The 13,829-nt window shown below is 71.2% G+C and carries 10 protein-coding genes; 6 read left to right on the top strand and 4 right to left on the bottom strand.

Annotated elements, in window-relative coordinates:
- The first annotated feature begins 22 nt into the window (after positions 1 to 22).
- Together ACF08B_RS08000 and ACF08B_RS07995 are read left to right on the top strand one after the other, a co-directional pair.
- Positions 23 to 925, top strand: coding sequence for an LLM class flavin-dependent oxidoreductase (locus ACF08B_RS08000; protein WP_392316575.1), 903 nt, complete (start codon positions 23 to 25; stop codon positions 923 to 925).
- A gap of 77 nt (positions 926 to 1,002) precedes the next feature.
- Positions 1,003 to 1,878, top strand: a complete 876-nt coding sequence (locus ACF08B_RS07995; RefSeq protein WP_392316574.1) for an HAD-IIB family hydrolase — start codon at positions 1,003 to 1,005, stop codon at positions 1,876 to 1,878.
- Between the two features lie 56 nt (positions 1,879 to 1,934).
- On the opposite strand, the gene cydD is transcribed toward ACF08B_RS07995, so the two are convergent.
- From cydD to ACF08B_RS07980, 3 genes are read right to left on the bottom strand one after another with little or no spacing between them, the layout of a single operon-like run.
- Positions 1,935 to 5,465, bottom strand: a complete 3,531-nt coding sequence (gene cydD / locus ACF08B_RS07990; protein WP_392316573.1) for a thiol reductant ABC exporter subunit CydD — start codon at positions 5,463 to 5,465, stop codon at positions 1,935 to 1,937.
- A 51-nt stretch (positions 5,466 to 5,516) separates the two neighbouring features.
- Complete coding sequence (gene cydB / locus ACF08B_RS07985) at positions 5,517 to 6,521, bottom strand: cytochrome d ubiquinol oxidase subunit II (protein ID WP_392316572.1); 1,005 nt, start codon at positions 6,519 to 6,521, stop codon at positions 5,517 to 5,519.
- Between the two features lie 15 nt (positions 6,522 to 6,536).
- Positions 6,537 to 8,045 carry a cytochrome ubiquinol oxidase subunit I gene (locus ACF08B_RS07980; RefSeq protein WP_093476332.1) on the bottom strand — a complete coding sequence of 503 codons (1,509 nt, stop codon included), beginning with the start codon at positions 8,043 to 8,045 and terminating at the stop codon, positions 6,537 to 6,539.
- A 209-nt stretch (positions 8,046 to 8,254) separates the two neighbouring features.
- On the opposite strand from ACF08B_RS07980, the gene ACF08B_RS07975 reads away from it, so the two are divergent.
- Complete coding sequence (locus ACF08B_RS07975; RefSeq protein ID WP_392316571.1) at positions 8,255 to 8,632, top strand: cyclophilin-like fold protein; 378 nt, start codon at positions 8,255 to 8,257, stop codon at positions 8,630 to 8,632.
- Between the two features lie 12 nt (positions 8,633 to 8,644).
- On the opposite strand, the gene hisC is transcribed toward ACF08B_RS07975, so the two are convergent.
- Complete coding sequence (gene hisC / locus ACF08B_RS07970) at positions 8,645 to 9,724, bottom strand: histidinol-phosphate transaminase (RefSeq protein WP_392316570.1); 1,080 nt, start codon at positions 9,722 to 9,724, stop codon at positions 8,645 to 8,647.
- A gap of 474 nt (positions 9,725 to 10,198) precedes the next feature.
- Between hisC and ACF08B_RS07965 the strand changes: the two genes are divergently transcribed.
- The 3 genes from ACF08B_RS07965 (at position 10,199) to ACF08B_RS07955 (ending at position 13,764) form a co-directional block, all read left to right on the top strand.
- Positions 10,199 to 11,311, top strand: a complete 1,113-nt coding sequence (locus ACF08B_RS07965) for a LacI family DNA-binding transcriptional regulator (protein ID WP_073887214.1) — start codon at positions 10,199 to 10,201, stop codon at positions 11,309 to 11,311.
- 317 nt (positions 11,312 to 11,628) lie between these two features.
- Positions 11,629 to 12,708 carry a metallophosphoesterase gene (locus ACF08B_RS07960; protein WP_392316569.1) on the top strand — a complete coding sequence of 360 codons (1,080 nt, stop codon included), beginning with the start codon at positions 11,629 to 11,631 and terminating at the stop codon, positions 12,706 to 12,708.
- A gap of 183 nt (positions 12,709 to 12,891) precedes the next feature.
- On the top strand, positions 12,892 to 13,764 hold the full coding sequence (locus ACF08B_RS07955; protein WP_392316568.1) for a hypothetical protein: 873 nt from the start codon (positions 12,892 to 12,894) through the stop codon (positions 13,762 to 13,764).
- Positions 13,765 to 13,829: the final 65 nt, after the last annotated feature.

Genomic DNA, 13,829 nt, shown 5'->3' with positions numbered 1-13,829 from the left:
GAGGCCGCTTACCCTCGGATCCATGAGTCTGCGTCTGAGCACCGTGATCCTGCCCTACCGCCGCTGGAGCGAAGGCGGTCGTTCGGCCTGGACACGGGCCGAGCAACTCGGTTTCCACACGGCGTACACCTACGACCATCTGTCCTGGCGCAGCTTCCGGGACGGCCCCTGGTTCGGCGCGATCCCCACCCTGACCGCCGCCGCGACCGCCACCGAGCGGCTGCGCCTGGGCACGCTGGTCACCTCTCCGAACTTCCGGCACCCGGTGACGCTCGCCAAGGAACTGATCTCCCTCGACGACATCTCCGGCGGCCGGATCACCCTGGGCATCGGCGCCGGCGGCACCGGCTTCGACGCCACCGCCCTCGGTCAGGAGCCCTGGAGCCCGCGCGAGCGCGCCGACCGGCTCGCCGAGTTCGTGCCGCTGCTGGACCGGCTGCTCACCGAGGACTCGGTGTCGCACGAGGGCCGTTTCTACTCGGCCCACGAGGCGCGGAACATCCCCGGCTGTGTGCAGCGGCCCCGGCTGCCGTTCGCGGTCGCGGCCACCGGCCCGCGCGGGCTCAGGCTCGCCGCGCGCCACGGCCAGGCGTGGGTGACCACCGGCGACCCGAAGCTGTACGAGACCGGTACGCCCGAGCAGTCCGTGGAGGCGCTGCGCGGCCAGATCGCCAAGCTGACCGAGGCCTGCGACGCCACCGGACGGGACGTGGCGGACCTCGACAAGATCCTGCTGACCGGCTTCACCCCGGACCGCGGCCGGCCCCTCGAGTCGCTGGACGCCTTCGTGGACTTCGCCGGCCGGCACCAGGAGCTGGGCTTCACCGAGATCGTGATCCACTGGCCGATCCCGGACTCGGACTTCGCCGCGGAGCAGAAGGTCTTCGAGCGGATCGCGATGGAAGCCCTCGCCCAGCTGCGCTGACGCCCGCTGAATCCCCGTCCTCCACGCCCGTGCGGAGCCCCGCACGGGCGTGCGGACCTATGCGCGAGAATGATCCGGTGACCTCAGCGACCAGACAGCACGGGACCCCTGCCGCCGCCGTACCCCCGCGGCTGATCGCCACCGACCTCGACGGCACCCTGCTGCGCGACGACAAGTCGGTCTCCCCCCGCACGGTCGCCGCGCTGGCCGCAGCCGAGGAGGCGGGCATCGAGGTCTTCTTCGTGACCGGCCGCCCGGCCCGCTGGATGGACGTCGTCAGCGAGCACGTCCACGGCCACGGCCTGGCCATCTGCGGAAACGGCGCCGCCGTCGTCGACCTGCACGGCGGCCCCGGCGCCCACCGCTTCGTGAAGGTGCGCGAGCTGGCCCGGGAGAACGCCCTGAACTCCGCCCTGCTGCTGCGCGAGGCGGCACCCGGCACGGTGTTCGCGATCGAACAGACCTACGGCTTCCACCAGGAGCCGGACTATCCCAAGCTGCACATGGAGATACCGGACAACCTCCTGCCCGCCGAGGAACTGCTCGCTCCGGACGGCCCCGACGCCGACCAGCCCGTACTGAAGATCCTCGCCTACCACGCCACCCTCGACCCCGACGCCTTCCTCACCCTCGCCCGCCTGGCCGTCGGCGACCAGGCCAACGTCACCCGCTCCAGCCCCAGCGCCCTGCTGGAGCTCAGCGGACCAGGCGTCTCCAAGGCCAGCACCCTCGCCCTGTGCTGCGCCGAGCGCGGCATCTCGCACGAGGAGGTCGTCGCCTTCGGGGACATGCCCAACGACGTGGAGATGCTGACCTGGGCCGGCCGGTCGTACGCGATGGGCAACGCCCACCCGGACGTCATCGCCGCCGCGTCGGGCCGTACGGTCGCCAACAACGACGACGGCGTGGCGGTCGTGATCGAGCAACTCCTCGCGGGCCGCGCGGCCTCCTGATCCACGGTTCGCCCGCGGCACCGGCAGGCCGTCGCCTTCCGGTGCCACGCACCGCCTCACCGCGCGTCCGCGAGCACCTCCGCCGCCGCCTCCCGCCGCGCCATCGCGCGCAACGGACCGTCCGCCCCGGCCAGCTCCGCGTACGCGCCCCGCTGCACCACCCGGCCGCCGTCGAGCACGATGACCTCGTCGACCGCCTCCAGGCCCGCCAGCCGGTGCGTGATGAGCAGCGTCGTACGGCCCTCCGTCGCGGCCAGCAGATCCGCCGTCAGCGCATCGGCCGTCGCCAGGTCCAGATGCTCGGCGGGCTCGTCCAGGACCACGACGGGGAAGTCGGCCAGCAGTGCGCGAGCCAGCGCCAGCCGCTGCCGCTGACCGCCGGACAACAGGGCGCCGTGCTCACCGACGAAGGTGTCCAGACCGTCGGGCAGCCCGTCCACCCAGTCCAGCAGCCGGGCCCGGGCGAGCACCCCGCGCAGCTCGGCCTCCGTGGCGTCCTTCCGGGCCAGCAGCAGGTTCTCGCGCACCGAGCTGTCGAAGAGGTGCGCGTCCTGCGCGCACAGCCCGACGAGCCGGCGTACGTCGTCACCGGCCAGCGCGGTCGCGTCCACACCGGCGAGCGTGTACGAGCCCGCCCGCGGGTCGAGGAAGCGCAGCAGCACCTGGGCGAGGGTCGTCTTGCCGGCGCCGGACGCCCCGACCACGGCGATCCGCCGCCCCTGCTCCAGCCGGAGGCCGAGGCCGGCCAGCGCGTCCCCGCGCTGCCCCGGATGCCCTGCCGCCAGGTCCTTGATCACCAGCGGGAACGGCGAGGCGGGTGCCTGCCGGGGCCGCTCGGGCTCACGCACGGGCTCCGGCGCGTCCAGGACCTCGTGGACCCGCTCCGCGCTCCGCCGCACCCGCTGCCGGTACCGCACGGCGAGCGGCAGTCCGAGGACGGCCTCGAAGGCGGCCAGCGGGGTGAGGACGACGACCGCCATCGTCACGCCGTCGAGCCGGCCGTCCGCCACCGCCCGGGCGCCGAGCAGCGCGGTGGCCGTGACCGTCAGGCCGGAGACCAGCGCGGTGAGTCCGTCGCCGAGCCCGGTGACGGCGGCGGCGCGCGAGGCGATCCGGGTGAGGACGCCGTCGGCCCCGCGAGCGGCGGCCACGCGGGCGGGCAGCGCGCCGGCGACGGTCAGCTCCGCGGTACCGGTGAGGAGATCGGTCACCCGGGTCGCGAGCACGCCCCGGGCCGGTGCCAGACGCCGCTCCGTCCGCCGAGCCGCCTTGGCGGTCACCAGCGGGACACCGGCGCCGGCCGCCAGCAGCCCCACCGCGAGGGCGGCCCCGGCCTCGGGCAGCAGCCACGCAGTGAAGCCGACGGAGACCGCGGAGACGGCCACGGCCACACCGGCGGGCAGCAGCCAGCGCAGCCAGTAGTCCTGCAGCGCGTCCACATCCGTGACGAGCCGGGTGAGCAGATCGCCGCGGCGGGCGGTCCGCAGTCCGGCGGGGGCGAGGCGTTCCAGGCGGCGGTAGACCGCGACCCGGGTGTCAGCCAGCATGCGCAATACGGCGTCGTGCGACACCAGCCGCTCGGCGTACCGGAACACGGCCCGCCCGATCCCGAAGGCTCGGGTCGCGGTGACGGCCACCATCAGATAGAGCACCGGCGGTTGCTGCGAGGCCCGCGAGATGAGCCAGCCGGAGGTCGCCATCAGACCCACGGCACTGCCGAGCGCGAGGCTGCCGAGCAGAAGGGCGAGCGCCAGCCGGCCACGCCGGGCCCCGGCGAGCCCCCGAACCCTGGCGAGCACCCCCTTGCGGGGCCCACCCGCGATCGGACCGGGCTGTTCCCCCGCCGCCTGGGCCTCCAGCACGCCGAGCCGATCGGCGAGCGGACCGGACACGGGGTCCGGGGAGCGGGGCCCTTCGGCAGGCCCGGCCTCCCCACGGCACTCCGGAGCCTCCCGCAGCCGCACCACCCTGTCGGCCACCTCCAGCAGCGCGGGCCTATGCACGACGAGCAGCACGGTACGGCCCACCGCGAGCCTGCGTACCGCCGCTACGACCTCTGCCTCCGTCGCCCCGTCCAGGGCGGCCGTCGGCTCGTCCAGCAGCAGCACGGGCCGGTCGGCGAGGAAGGCCCGGGCCAGGGCGAGTCGCTGCCGCTGCCCCGCCGACAGGCCGGCCCCGTCCTCCCCGAGCACCGTGCCGGCACCCTCGGGCAGCGCGTCCACGAACTCCAGCGCGCCCGCGTCCCGCAGGGCCTGCCGTACGGCCGCGTCGTCCGCGTCCGGCCGGGCCAGCCGCACGTTCTCCGCGATCGTCCCCGCGTACAGATGCGGGCGCTGCGGTACCCAGGCGATCCGCGACCGCCACTGCTCCAGGTCGAGGGCGCCGAGTTCGGCTCCCCCGATCCGCACCCGGCCGTCGGTGGGCCGTACGAACCCGAGCAGTACGTCCAGCAGCGTCGACTTGCCCACACCGCTCGGCCCGACCAGTGCGACGGTCTCGCCGGGCGCGACACCGAAGGACACTCCGTTCACCGCGTCACTCGACCGGCCGGGGTAGCGCACGGTGACCCCTTCGAACGCCACCACGCCCGCCGGCGGCACCGCGCCGGAGCCGGACACCGGAAGCGGAGTCTCCAGCACGGCGAAGATCTCCTCCGCGGCGGCGAGACCCTCGGCCGCCGCGTGGTACTGGGCGCCCACCTGCCGCAACGGCAGATAGGCCTCGGGCGCCAGCACCAGGATGACCAGGCCGATGTAGAGGTCCATGTCGCCGTGGACGAGCCGCATACCGATCGTCACGGCGACCAGGGCGACGGACAGCGTGGCGAGCAGTTCCAGCGCGAAGGAGGACAGGAAGGCGATCCGCAGGGTGCGCAGGGTGGCCTGGCGGTACTCGCCGGTGATCCGGCGGATGGACTCGGCCTGCGCCTTGGCCCGGCCGAACACCTTCAGCGTGGGCAGGCCGGCGACGACGTCCAGGAAGTGCCCGGACAGCCGGGACAGCAGCCGCCACTGACGGTCCATCCGGGACTGGGTCGCCCAGCCGATCAGCATCATGAAGAGCGGGATCAACGGCAGCGTGCCGACGATGATCGCCGCCGACACCCAGTCCTCGGTGACGATCCGCGCCAGCACCGCCACCGGCACGACCACCGCGAGCCCCAGCTGCGGGAGATAGCGCGAGAAGTAGTCGTCCAGGGCGTCCACGCCACGTGTGGCGAGGGTGACCAGAGAACCGGTCCGCTGTCCGCTCAGCCAGCCGGGGCCCAGCACGGCCGCACGGTCGAGAAGGCGGCCGCGCAGCTCCGACTTCACCGCTGCGGCGGCCCGGTGGGCCGCGAGTTCGGTGAGCCATGCGAAGACCGATCGCCCCACGGCGACGGCGGCCAACAGCAGCAGGGGAGTGCGCAGTTCGGCGACGGCCTGCGTGTGCTGGAACGCCCCGACGACGATGTCGGCGATGAGCATCGCCTGCGCGATGACCAGTCCGGCGCCGACGGCACCCAGACCGACGACCGCCGCGAGGAAGAAGCGGGTGGCACGCGCATAGCGCAGAAGGCGTGGATCGATGGGTTTCACGTGAAACATGCCCCTTCGGCCCAGAGGGTGTGTTTCACGTGAAACACACCCTCGGCGGACTCAGTGTGCGGGTTCGGCGAGGTGCTGCGTGCCGATCCGCTTGCGGAACACCCAGTAGGTCCAGCCCTGGTAGAGCAGGACGATCGGCGTGGCGATCACCGCCAGCCACGTCATGATCCTCAGGGTGTACGGGCTCGACGAGGCGTTGGTGACCGTCAGGCTCCAGTCACCGTTGAGCGTGGACGGCATGACGTTCGGGAAGAGCGAGAGGAAGAGCATCGCCACGGACGCCACGATGGTGACGCCCGACAGGGCGAACGCCCATCCCTCGCGCCCGAGTTGATTGGCCACGAGCGCGGCTGTCAGAGCGGCGACCGCGACGACCAGCGCCACCAGGCTCTTGGCGTCACCGCTGTGGGCCTGCGTCCACAGCAGGAAGGCGAGCGCCACGACGGCCGCGACGAGACCGGTCCACAGCGCCAGCTTCCGTGCCCGCACCCGGATGTCCCCGACGGTCTTGAGGGCGGTGAACACCGCTCCGTGGAAGGTGAACAGGGTGAGCGTCACCAGACCGCCCAGCAGAGCGTAGGGATTGAGCAGGTCCCCGACGCCGCCGACGTACTCGAAGTGCCGGTCGATCTTCACGCCCCGCACGATGTTCGCGAACGCCACACCCCACAGGAACGCCGGGAGCAGCGAGGTCCAGAAGATCGCCGTCTCCCAGTTCCGCTGCCAGTTCTCCTCGGGTCGCTTCGCCCGGTACTCGAAGGCGACACCGCGGACGATCAGGCAGACCAGGATGAGGAGCAGCGGGAGGTAGAAGCCCGAGAAGAGCGTGGCGTACCACTCCGGGAAGGCGGCGAAGGTCGCGCCGCCCGCCGTGAGCAGCCACACCTCGTTGCCGTCCCAGACGGGTCCGATGGTGTTGATCAGCACCCGGCGCTCGGGCCGGTCGCGCGCCAGCAGCTTGGTGAGGATGCCGACCCCGAAGTCGAAGCCCTCCAGGAAGAAGTAGCCGGTCCACAGGACGGCGATGAGGACGAACCAGACGTCGTGAAGTTCCATGACTGTTCCCTCGGCCTAGTACGAGAAGGCCATCGGCTTGTCGGCGTCACGGGTGTCGCCGCCGATCTTCGTGGGCGGGTTGAGGTCGGCCTCGGTCAGCTCGGGCGGGCCGGCCTTGACGTACTTGGCGAGCAGCTTGACCTCGACGACGGCGAGGATCGCGTAGAGCGCGGTGAAGACGAGCATCGAGGTGAGGACCTCGCCCTGGGAGACGCCGGGGGAGACCGCGTCCCGGGTCTGCAGGACGCCGTAGACGACCCACGGCTGGCGGCCCATCTCGGTGAAGATCCAGCCCCAGGAGTTGGCGATCAGCGGGAAGGCCATGGTCCAGGTCGCGATGCGCCAGAACCAGGGGCTGAGCTTCGGGCTGAGCGCCTTGTTCCTGAACAGCACCAGGTGCGGCACCTCGTCGTCGCCGACCCTGAGGGCCTGCGGGAGCATGAACTTCTTGCGGGTCAGCCAGAGGCCGGCCAGGCCGATGGCGAAGGAGGCCATGCCGAAGCCGATCATCCAGCGGAAGCCCCAGAAGGCGACCGGGATGTTGGGCCGGTAGTCGCCCGGACCGAACTTCTGCTGCTCGGCCTTGTTGACGTCGTTGATGCCGGGGACGTACGAGGTGAAGTTGTCGTCGGCGAGGAAGGACAGCAGACCGGGGATCTCGACGGCCACGGTGTTGTGGCCCTTCTCGACATCGCCGTAGGCGAAGATCGAGAACGGCGCCGGCTTCTGACCGTCCCACAGCGCCTCGGCGGCGGCCATCTTCATCGGCTGCTGCTTGAACATGACCTTGCCGAGGGTGTCGCCGCTGACCGCGGTGAGCAGACCGGCGATGACCACCGTGATCAGTCCGAGCCGCAGCGAGGTCTTCATCTCGCGGACGTGCTTCTTGCGGGCCAGGTGGTAGGCGGCGATGCCGACCATGAAGGCGCCGCCGGTGAGGAAGGCCGCGGACAGGGTGTGGAAGGCCTGGCTGAGGGCGGTGTTCTGGGTCAGCACGGCCCAGAAGTCGGTCAGCTCGGCACGCCCCTTCGCCTTGTTGATCCGGTAGCCGACGGGGTGCTGCATCCAGGAGTTCGCCGCGAGGATGAAGTACGCGGAGAGGATCGTGCCGATCGAGACCATCCAGATGCAGGCCAGATGGATCTTCTTGGGCAGCTTGTCCCAGCCGAAGATCCACAGACCGATGAAGGTGGACTCGAAGAAGAACGCGATCAGGGCCTCGAAGGCGAGCGGGGCACCGAAGATGTCCCCGACGAAGCGCGAGTAGTCGGACCAGTTCATGCCGAACTGGAACTCCTGCACGATGCCGGTGACGACGCCCATCGCGATGTTGATCAGGAAGAGCTTGCCCCAGAACTTGGTCGCCCTGAGGTACTTCTCCTTCTCCGTGCGCACCCAGGCCGTCTGCAGCCCGGCCGTGAGGGCGGCCAGGGAGATGGTCAGCGGGACGAACAGGAAGTGGTAGACGGTGGTGATGCCGAACTGCCAGCGCGCCAGTGTCTCCGGCGCCAGAGCCAGGTCCACGTCGTCACTCTCCTTACTACGCCGTGGTACAGCGGCGGTTTGCCCCTTTTGCTACACGCATACGGGAGCAAACGGGACGCGCTTGTGAACGCGTTCACATTCACAAGCTATTATGACGCACTGATTTTCGGCAATCGAAGGGGGGTCCCTCCTTCGCCTTCGCGTCAGGGCCTTGGCAGGGACTTCAACATCTTGTTGAATTGCGCGCCATGCAGATACGGATCTCCTGGCCCGCGGGGAACCTCACCGCGACCCTCGACGAAGACAGCCCGACCACTCAGGCCCTCACCAAGGCGCTGCCGCTCACCTCGACCGCGCACACATGGGGCAAGGAGGTGTATTTCGATACAGGAGTTTCCGTTTCACGTGAAACGGACGCCCGGGAGGTCGTGGACCCGGGCACGGTGGCCTTCTGGACGGACGGCGACGCGCTCGCCCTCCCCTACGGCCCCACACCGATCTCGCGAGGGGCCGAGTGCCGCCTCGCGAGCCCGTGCAATGTGCTGGGAAGCGTGGACGGGGACGCCGGCGTCCTGGTGACCGTGCGCGACGGCGACCCCATCCGGGTGGAACTGATCGACGAGTAGAGCAGGCGCCGCCTACAGCTCCTTGCGGAACGCCTCCGCCACCTTCATGAAGATGTCGTTCGCCTCGGCCTCCCCGATCGTCACCCGCACACCCTCACCCGGGAACGGCCGGACCACCACACCGTGCTTCTCGCAGGCCTGAGCGAACGGGACCGTGCGCTCCCCCAGCCGCAGCCACACGAAGTTGGCATGCGTCTCCGGCACCGTCCAGCCCTGAGCGCGCAGCGCGTCGACCACGCGCGCGCGCTCGCACACCAGTGAGCCGACCCGGCCCAGCAGCTCGTCCTCGGCCCGCAGCGAGGCGATGGCGGCCTCTTGCGCGAGCTGGCTCACACCGAACGGCACCGCCGTCTTGCGCAGCGCCGCCGCCACCGGCTCGTGGGCGATCGCGAAACCGACGCGCAGTCCCGCCAGCCCGTACGCCTTGGAGAACGTCCGCAGGACGCAGACGTTGGGCCGCGTCCGGTACAGCTCGACACCGTCGGGCACCTCGGGGTCCCGGATGAACTCCCGGTAGGCCTCGTCCAGCACCACCAGCACATCGGAGGGCACCCGGTCGAGGAACCGCTCCAACTCGGCCCGCCGCACCACCGTGCCGGTCGGGTTGTTGGGGTTGCAGACGAAGATCAGACGCGTCCGGTCGGTGATCGCGTCCGCCATCGCGTCCAGGTCGTGCACATCGCCCGGCGTGAGCGGGACCTGCACCGACCGGGCGCCGCTGATCTGCGTGATGATCGGGTAGGCCTCGAAGGACCGCCAGGCGTAGATGACCTCGTCGCCGGGTCCGCTGGTGGCCTGGATCAGCTGCTGGGCGACACCCACCGAGCCGGTACCCGTGGCCAGGTGGGAGAGCGGGACACCGAAGCGCTCCGACAACTCGTTCATCAGCCCGGTGCACGCCATGTCGGGGTACCGGTTGAAGTCGCACGCGGCCGTGGTGACGCTCTCCAGCACACCGGGCAGCGGCGGATACGGGTTCTCGTTGGAGGACAGCTTGTAGGCGACCGGCCCTCCGGCCGCCGCGGGCTTGCCCGGCTTGTAGGTGGGGACACCCTCCAGCTCGGCGCGCAGCTTGGGGCTCATCTCGCTCACCGCAGTCCTCCTCGCGACCACCGGCGGCCCGTCGACACCGCCGGCTTCCAATACTCCTCACCTTATGAGGATTCGGCGCCGCTGCGAACAGGTGCGGGACGGCAATGCCTACGACCACGGGAAGGCGATGCGCCCGGGTGCGGGACGGCAAGGGGTAAAGCTCATCCGTCCCACCGGCATCAGGGGCATCACCGTACGAAGGCGCACGTTTCGGGGGCGCGCCCTACATATATCTATGCGCCGGTGGCTTGCGCCGTGGCGCGCATCACCCGTGAAGGTGAGTTGAGACCTCTTCGAGACATCGGGCACTTGGCAGGCTCATGCGCGTCGACAAGTCACGTCTTAGCATGGGAGCGCGTAACTTCCTTGTTTTCCATGGCAGTTGACACCCAATGACCATGCAGAAACGTGCCTGTCAACGCGTGCATATGCGTCCGCACTACCCCACCGTATGAGCCCTACTATCGGCTCGCCATGACAGCAGCAGGGAAGCACCAGGTGAGCCGCGCGGAAACCTCACGTCGAGGCAGCCGGCCCGGCCGGGCCGGCATCAGAGACGTGGCCGCCGCCGCGGGGGTCTCCATCACGACCGTCTCCGACGCCCTCAACGGCAAGGGCCGGCTCCCGGATGCCACCCGGCGCCATGTACGCGAGGTCGCCGACCGGCTGGGGTACCGACCCTCGGCCGCCGCCCGCACCCTCCGTACCGGCAAGTCGGGGCTGATCGGCCTGACCGTGACCACGTACGGGGATGAACCTTTCACCTTCACCGAGTTCGCGTACTTCGCCGAGATGGCGCGCGCCGCCACCTCGGCCGCGCTGGCCCGCGGCTACGCGCTGGTCATCCTGCCCGCGACCTCCCGCCACGACGTGTGGTCCAACGTCGCCCTGGACGGCACGGTCGTCATCGACCCCTCCGACCAGGACCCGGTAGTCAGCGAGCTCGTCCGCCAGGGACTGCCGGTCGTCTCGGACGGCCGTCCGGCCGGCTCGCTCCCGGTCACCGCCTGGGTGGACAACGACCACGAGGCCGCCGTCCTCGGCATCCTCGACCATCTCGCCGCCGCCGGCGCCCGCCGCATCGGCCTGCTCACGGGCACGTCGACGGACACGTACACCCATCTGTCGACCACCGCCTACCTGCACTGGTGCGAGCGGGTCGGCCAGGACCCGGTCTACGAGGCCTACCCCGCCCACGACCCGTGCGCCGGCGCGGTCGCCGCCGACCGGCTGCTCGCCCGCCCCGACCGGCCGGACGCCGTCTACGGGCTGTTCGACCCCAACGGCACGGACCTGCTCGCCGCCGCCCGCCGCTACGGCCTCCGCGTCCCCGACGACCTGCTGCTCGTGTGCTGCAGCGAGTCCACGGTGTACGCCAGCACCGAGCCTCCGATCACCACCCTGTCCCTGAAGCCACGCCGCATCGGCACCGCCGTCGTCCAGCTGCTCATCGACGCCATCGAGGGCGTGGAGTCGGACCAGCCGGTCGAGCAGGTGATACCGACCGAGCTGATCGTGCGCACCTCCTCCCAGCGGCGTCCCCCGCGCACGACGGTCAGCCCGCCCCGCACGCCGGACGACAAGTAGGCCGACGGGCCCAGCGCGGGAAGGGGTCCACGGCCGGGGGCGTGTCGTGGTGCACGGCCGGGGCGCGCGGCCGTCGGTGTGCTCCCGTCCCGTGCGCCCGCGGGCGGGCGGGATCGTCGGCAGACGGCCGGTGACCGTCCGAACACCTGCCCAAACGGGGCGAATGCCGCAGCGAACCGGAGTCTTGTTCCGATTCACCACCCCTGGGTCATCACACGTCGCGCCGCGCATTCCTATGATGGGCGCACGACACCGTGGACCGCTGCGACCAGGCAGTCCGAAGCGGTGCAGATGCGGCGCGATGGTGGAGGGGTCTGATGACTCAGGGGGCCGGTCAGGGACCCGAGGTGGAGCGGACGGCGACGCTGCGCGACTTCCGGGTACCGGCGTACGTCCATGAGACCGGTCCGTTCGGCCACGACGTCCACCCGGGCGACACCGCCCCGCCCCTCGACGAGGCGTACCCCGAGGGCTACACGCCCACCCAGCGCGACCTGCCGGTCATCAACCGCGGCGACACCGTCCAGGTGGCCGTCGAACCGGCTCCCGCCGCGGCACCGCAGCCGACGACCGGGCCAGGACCGCTGTTCGTCGTCGGTGACGTCCACGGATACCTCGACGAACTGATGGCCGCCCTGCGGGAGCAGGGGCTGGTCGACGCCGCGGGCCAGTGGTGCGCCGGCACCGCCCGGCTGTGGTTCCTCGGTGACTTCACCGACCGCGGCCCGGACGGCATCGGCGTCATCGACCTCGTGATGCGGCTGTCCGCCGAGGCCGCGGCCGCAGGCGGCTACTGCAAGGCCCTCATGGGCAATCACGAGCTCCTGCTGCTCGGCGCCAAGCGGTTCGGCGACACCCCCGTCAACTCGGGCGCCGGCACCGCCACTTTCCAGGCGGCCTGGCTGCTCAACGGCGGCCAGAAGACCGACATGGACCGCCTCCAGGACCACCACCTGCAGTGGATGGCCCGCCTCGACGCCGTCGAGGAGGTGGACGGCTATCTGCTCGTCCACTCCGACACCACCGCCTACCTCGACTACGGCGACTCGATCGAGGCGGTCAACGACACCGTCCGCGAGGCCCTGACCCGCAACGACGCCGACGAGGTCTGGGACCTGTTCCGCAAGTTCACCAAACGCTTCTCCTTCCGCGACGAGGGCGGCGCCGACGCCGTTCGCTCACTTCTCGATACGTACGGTGGCACCCGGGTCGTTCACGGCCACAGCCCCATCCCGTACCTCCTCGGCGAGGTCGGCTCCGAGGAGGACGGCGAGGAGAGCTCCGACCCCGTCGTCGAGGGACCGCACATCTACGCCGACGGGCTCGCCATCGCCATGGACGGCGGCGTCACCATGGCCGGGAAGCTGCTTGTCCGGCAACTGCCCCTGGACGCCTGACCGTTCCCCGCGCGGCCCGTTCCCGGCGAGGTCCGCGCGGAGCAGGTGACCGAATTTCCGTCAACCCCCTGTCACCGTGTACCGCCACGGCTCTACCATCGGCTTATCCGTAGCAGGCTCCCCTCCGTTTCTGCCCGACGGCTCGCCGGCGTGCGAGCCCCAAGCCCTACGGAGCATCGGGGGATGCACATGAACAGCGTTCCGCAGCACCTGCAGAGCGAGGACCGCCAGGAATTCGAGCGGCTCCTCGACGAGGCGCTGCGCTCCGCACCGTCCCGACCGGAACTGGCCGCTGTCGGTCAGCGGCTCAACCCCGAACAACTGCGCACCATGGCGCTCAACGCCACCGCCCTGATCACCGAGGCCGCGGCGGCCGAGTACCAGCACTACCTGAAGATCCGCGACGAACTGCGCCACCCGGCGCTGTCCGCCCCCGCCTCCCCGGAGACCGGCGGCGACTCCACCACCACGGACCCCGCACCGGACACGGCGAGCCTCGCCGCGGCCCTCGGGGAGGCGGCCGAGACCACCGGCGCGGGCGCCGTCGCGGTCGTCGCCGTACTGGCTCCGGTCCTGTCCGGGACCGCCGCGGTGATCTTCCTGCTCGTCGGCTACATCCTGAAGATGCTGGACCCCCGGCAGTCCTTCGCCCGGACCATGCTCACCGCGGGCTGGGTGTTCGGCGCCGTCACCGCGGCCGCGATCCTCGTCGCCGCCGTCGGCCTGCTGCTCACGGCCCTGCGCAACGGCACCTCCGCGGAGGCCGAGGCACGGGACGCCGCGCACGAGGAACTGGCCAGGGCCAGAGAGGCCTGGCGGGACGCCCTGCTGGAGCGGGGCATCCTGCCGTTCCTGCGCGAGGCGCTCGCCGAGCCCGGCCCGGCGGCGCTGCACCGCACGACCCCGCCCACCCCGACCGGACGCATGCCGCGCCTGGGCTACGACCGTCCCGGCTTCACCAGCCCCGACGACGGCACCGCCTCCGGCCGCCCGAGCTTCACCAGCCCCGACTACACCAGCCCGGACTTCGGCGGCCCCGAGCACCAGCCGGAGTGACGACGCCCGCCCCGGCCGGGAGCCCACCGGGACCCGGCCGTGCCGTGCACGGCCGAGCCCGCTCC

This window comes from Streptomyces sp. NPDC015139, assembly GCF_043079785.1.
GTDB classification, from domain to species: domain Bacteria; phylum Actinomycetota; class Actinomycetes; order Streptomycetales; family Streptomycetaceae; genus Streptomyces; species Streptomyces albidocamelliae.
This window is presented reverse-complemented; position numbering and strand designations above follow the sequence as displayed.

Excerpts from the sequence above, each read along its gene's own strand:
- ACF08B_RS08000 (WP_392316575.1), top strand. The coding sequence starts at position 23 with ATGAGTCTGCGTCTGAGCACCGTGATCCTGCCCTACCGCCGCTGGAGC.
- cydD (WP_392316573.1), bottom strand. The coding sequence starts at position 5,465 with ATGTTTCACGTGAAACCCATCGATCCACGCCTTCTGCGCTATGCGCGT.
- cydB (WP_392316572.1), bottom strand. The coding sequence starts at position 6,521 with ATGGAACTTCACGACGTCTGGTTCGTCCTCATCGCCGTCCTGTGGACC.
- ACF08B_RS07975 (WP_392316571.1), top strand. The coding sequence starts at position 8,255 with ATGCAGATACGGATCTCCTGGCCCGCGGGGAACCTCACCGCGACCCTC.
- ACF08B_RS07965 (WP_073887214.1), top strand. The coding sequence starts at position 10,199 with ATGACAGCAGCAGGGAAGCACCAGGTGAGCCGCGCGGAAACCTCACGT.
- ACF08B_RS07960 (WP_392316569.1), top strand. The coding sequence starts at position 11,629 with ATGACTCAGGGGGCCGGTCAGGGACCCGAGGTGGAGCGGACGGCGACG.
- ACF08B_RS07955 (WP_392316568.1), top strand. The coding sequence starts at position 12,892 with ATGCACATGAACAGCGTTCCGCAGCACCTGCAGAGCGAGGACCGCCAG.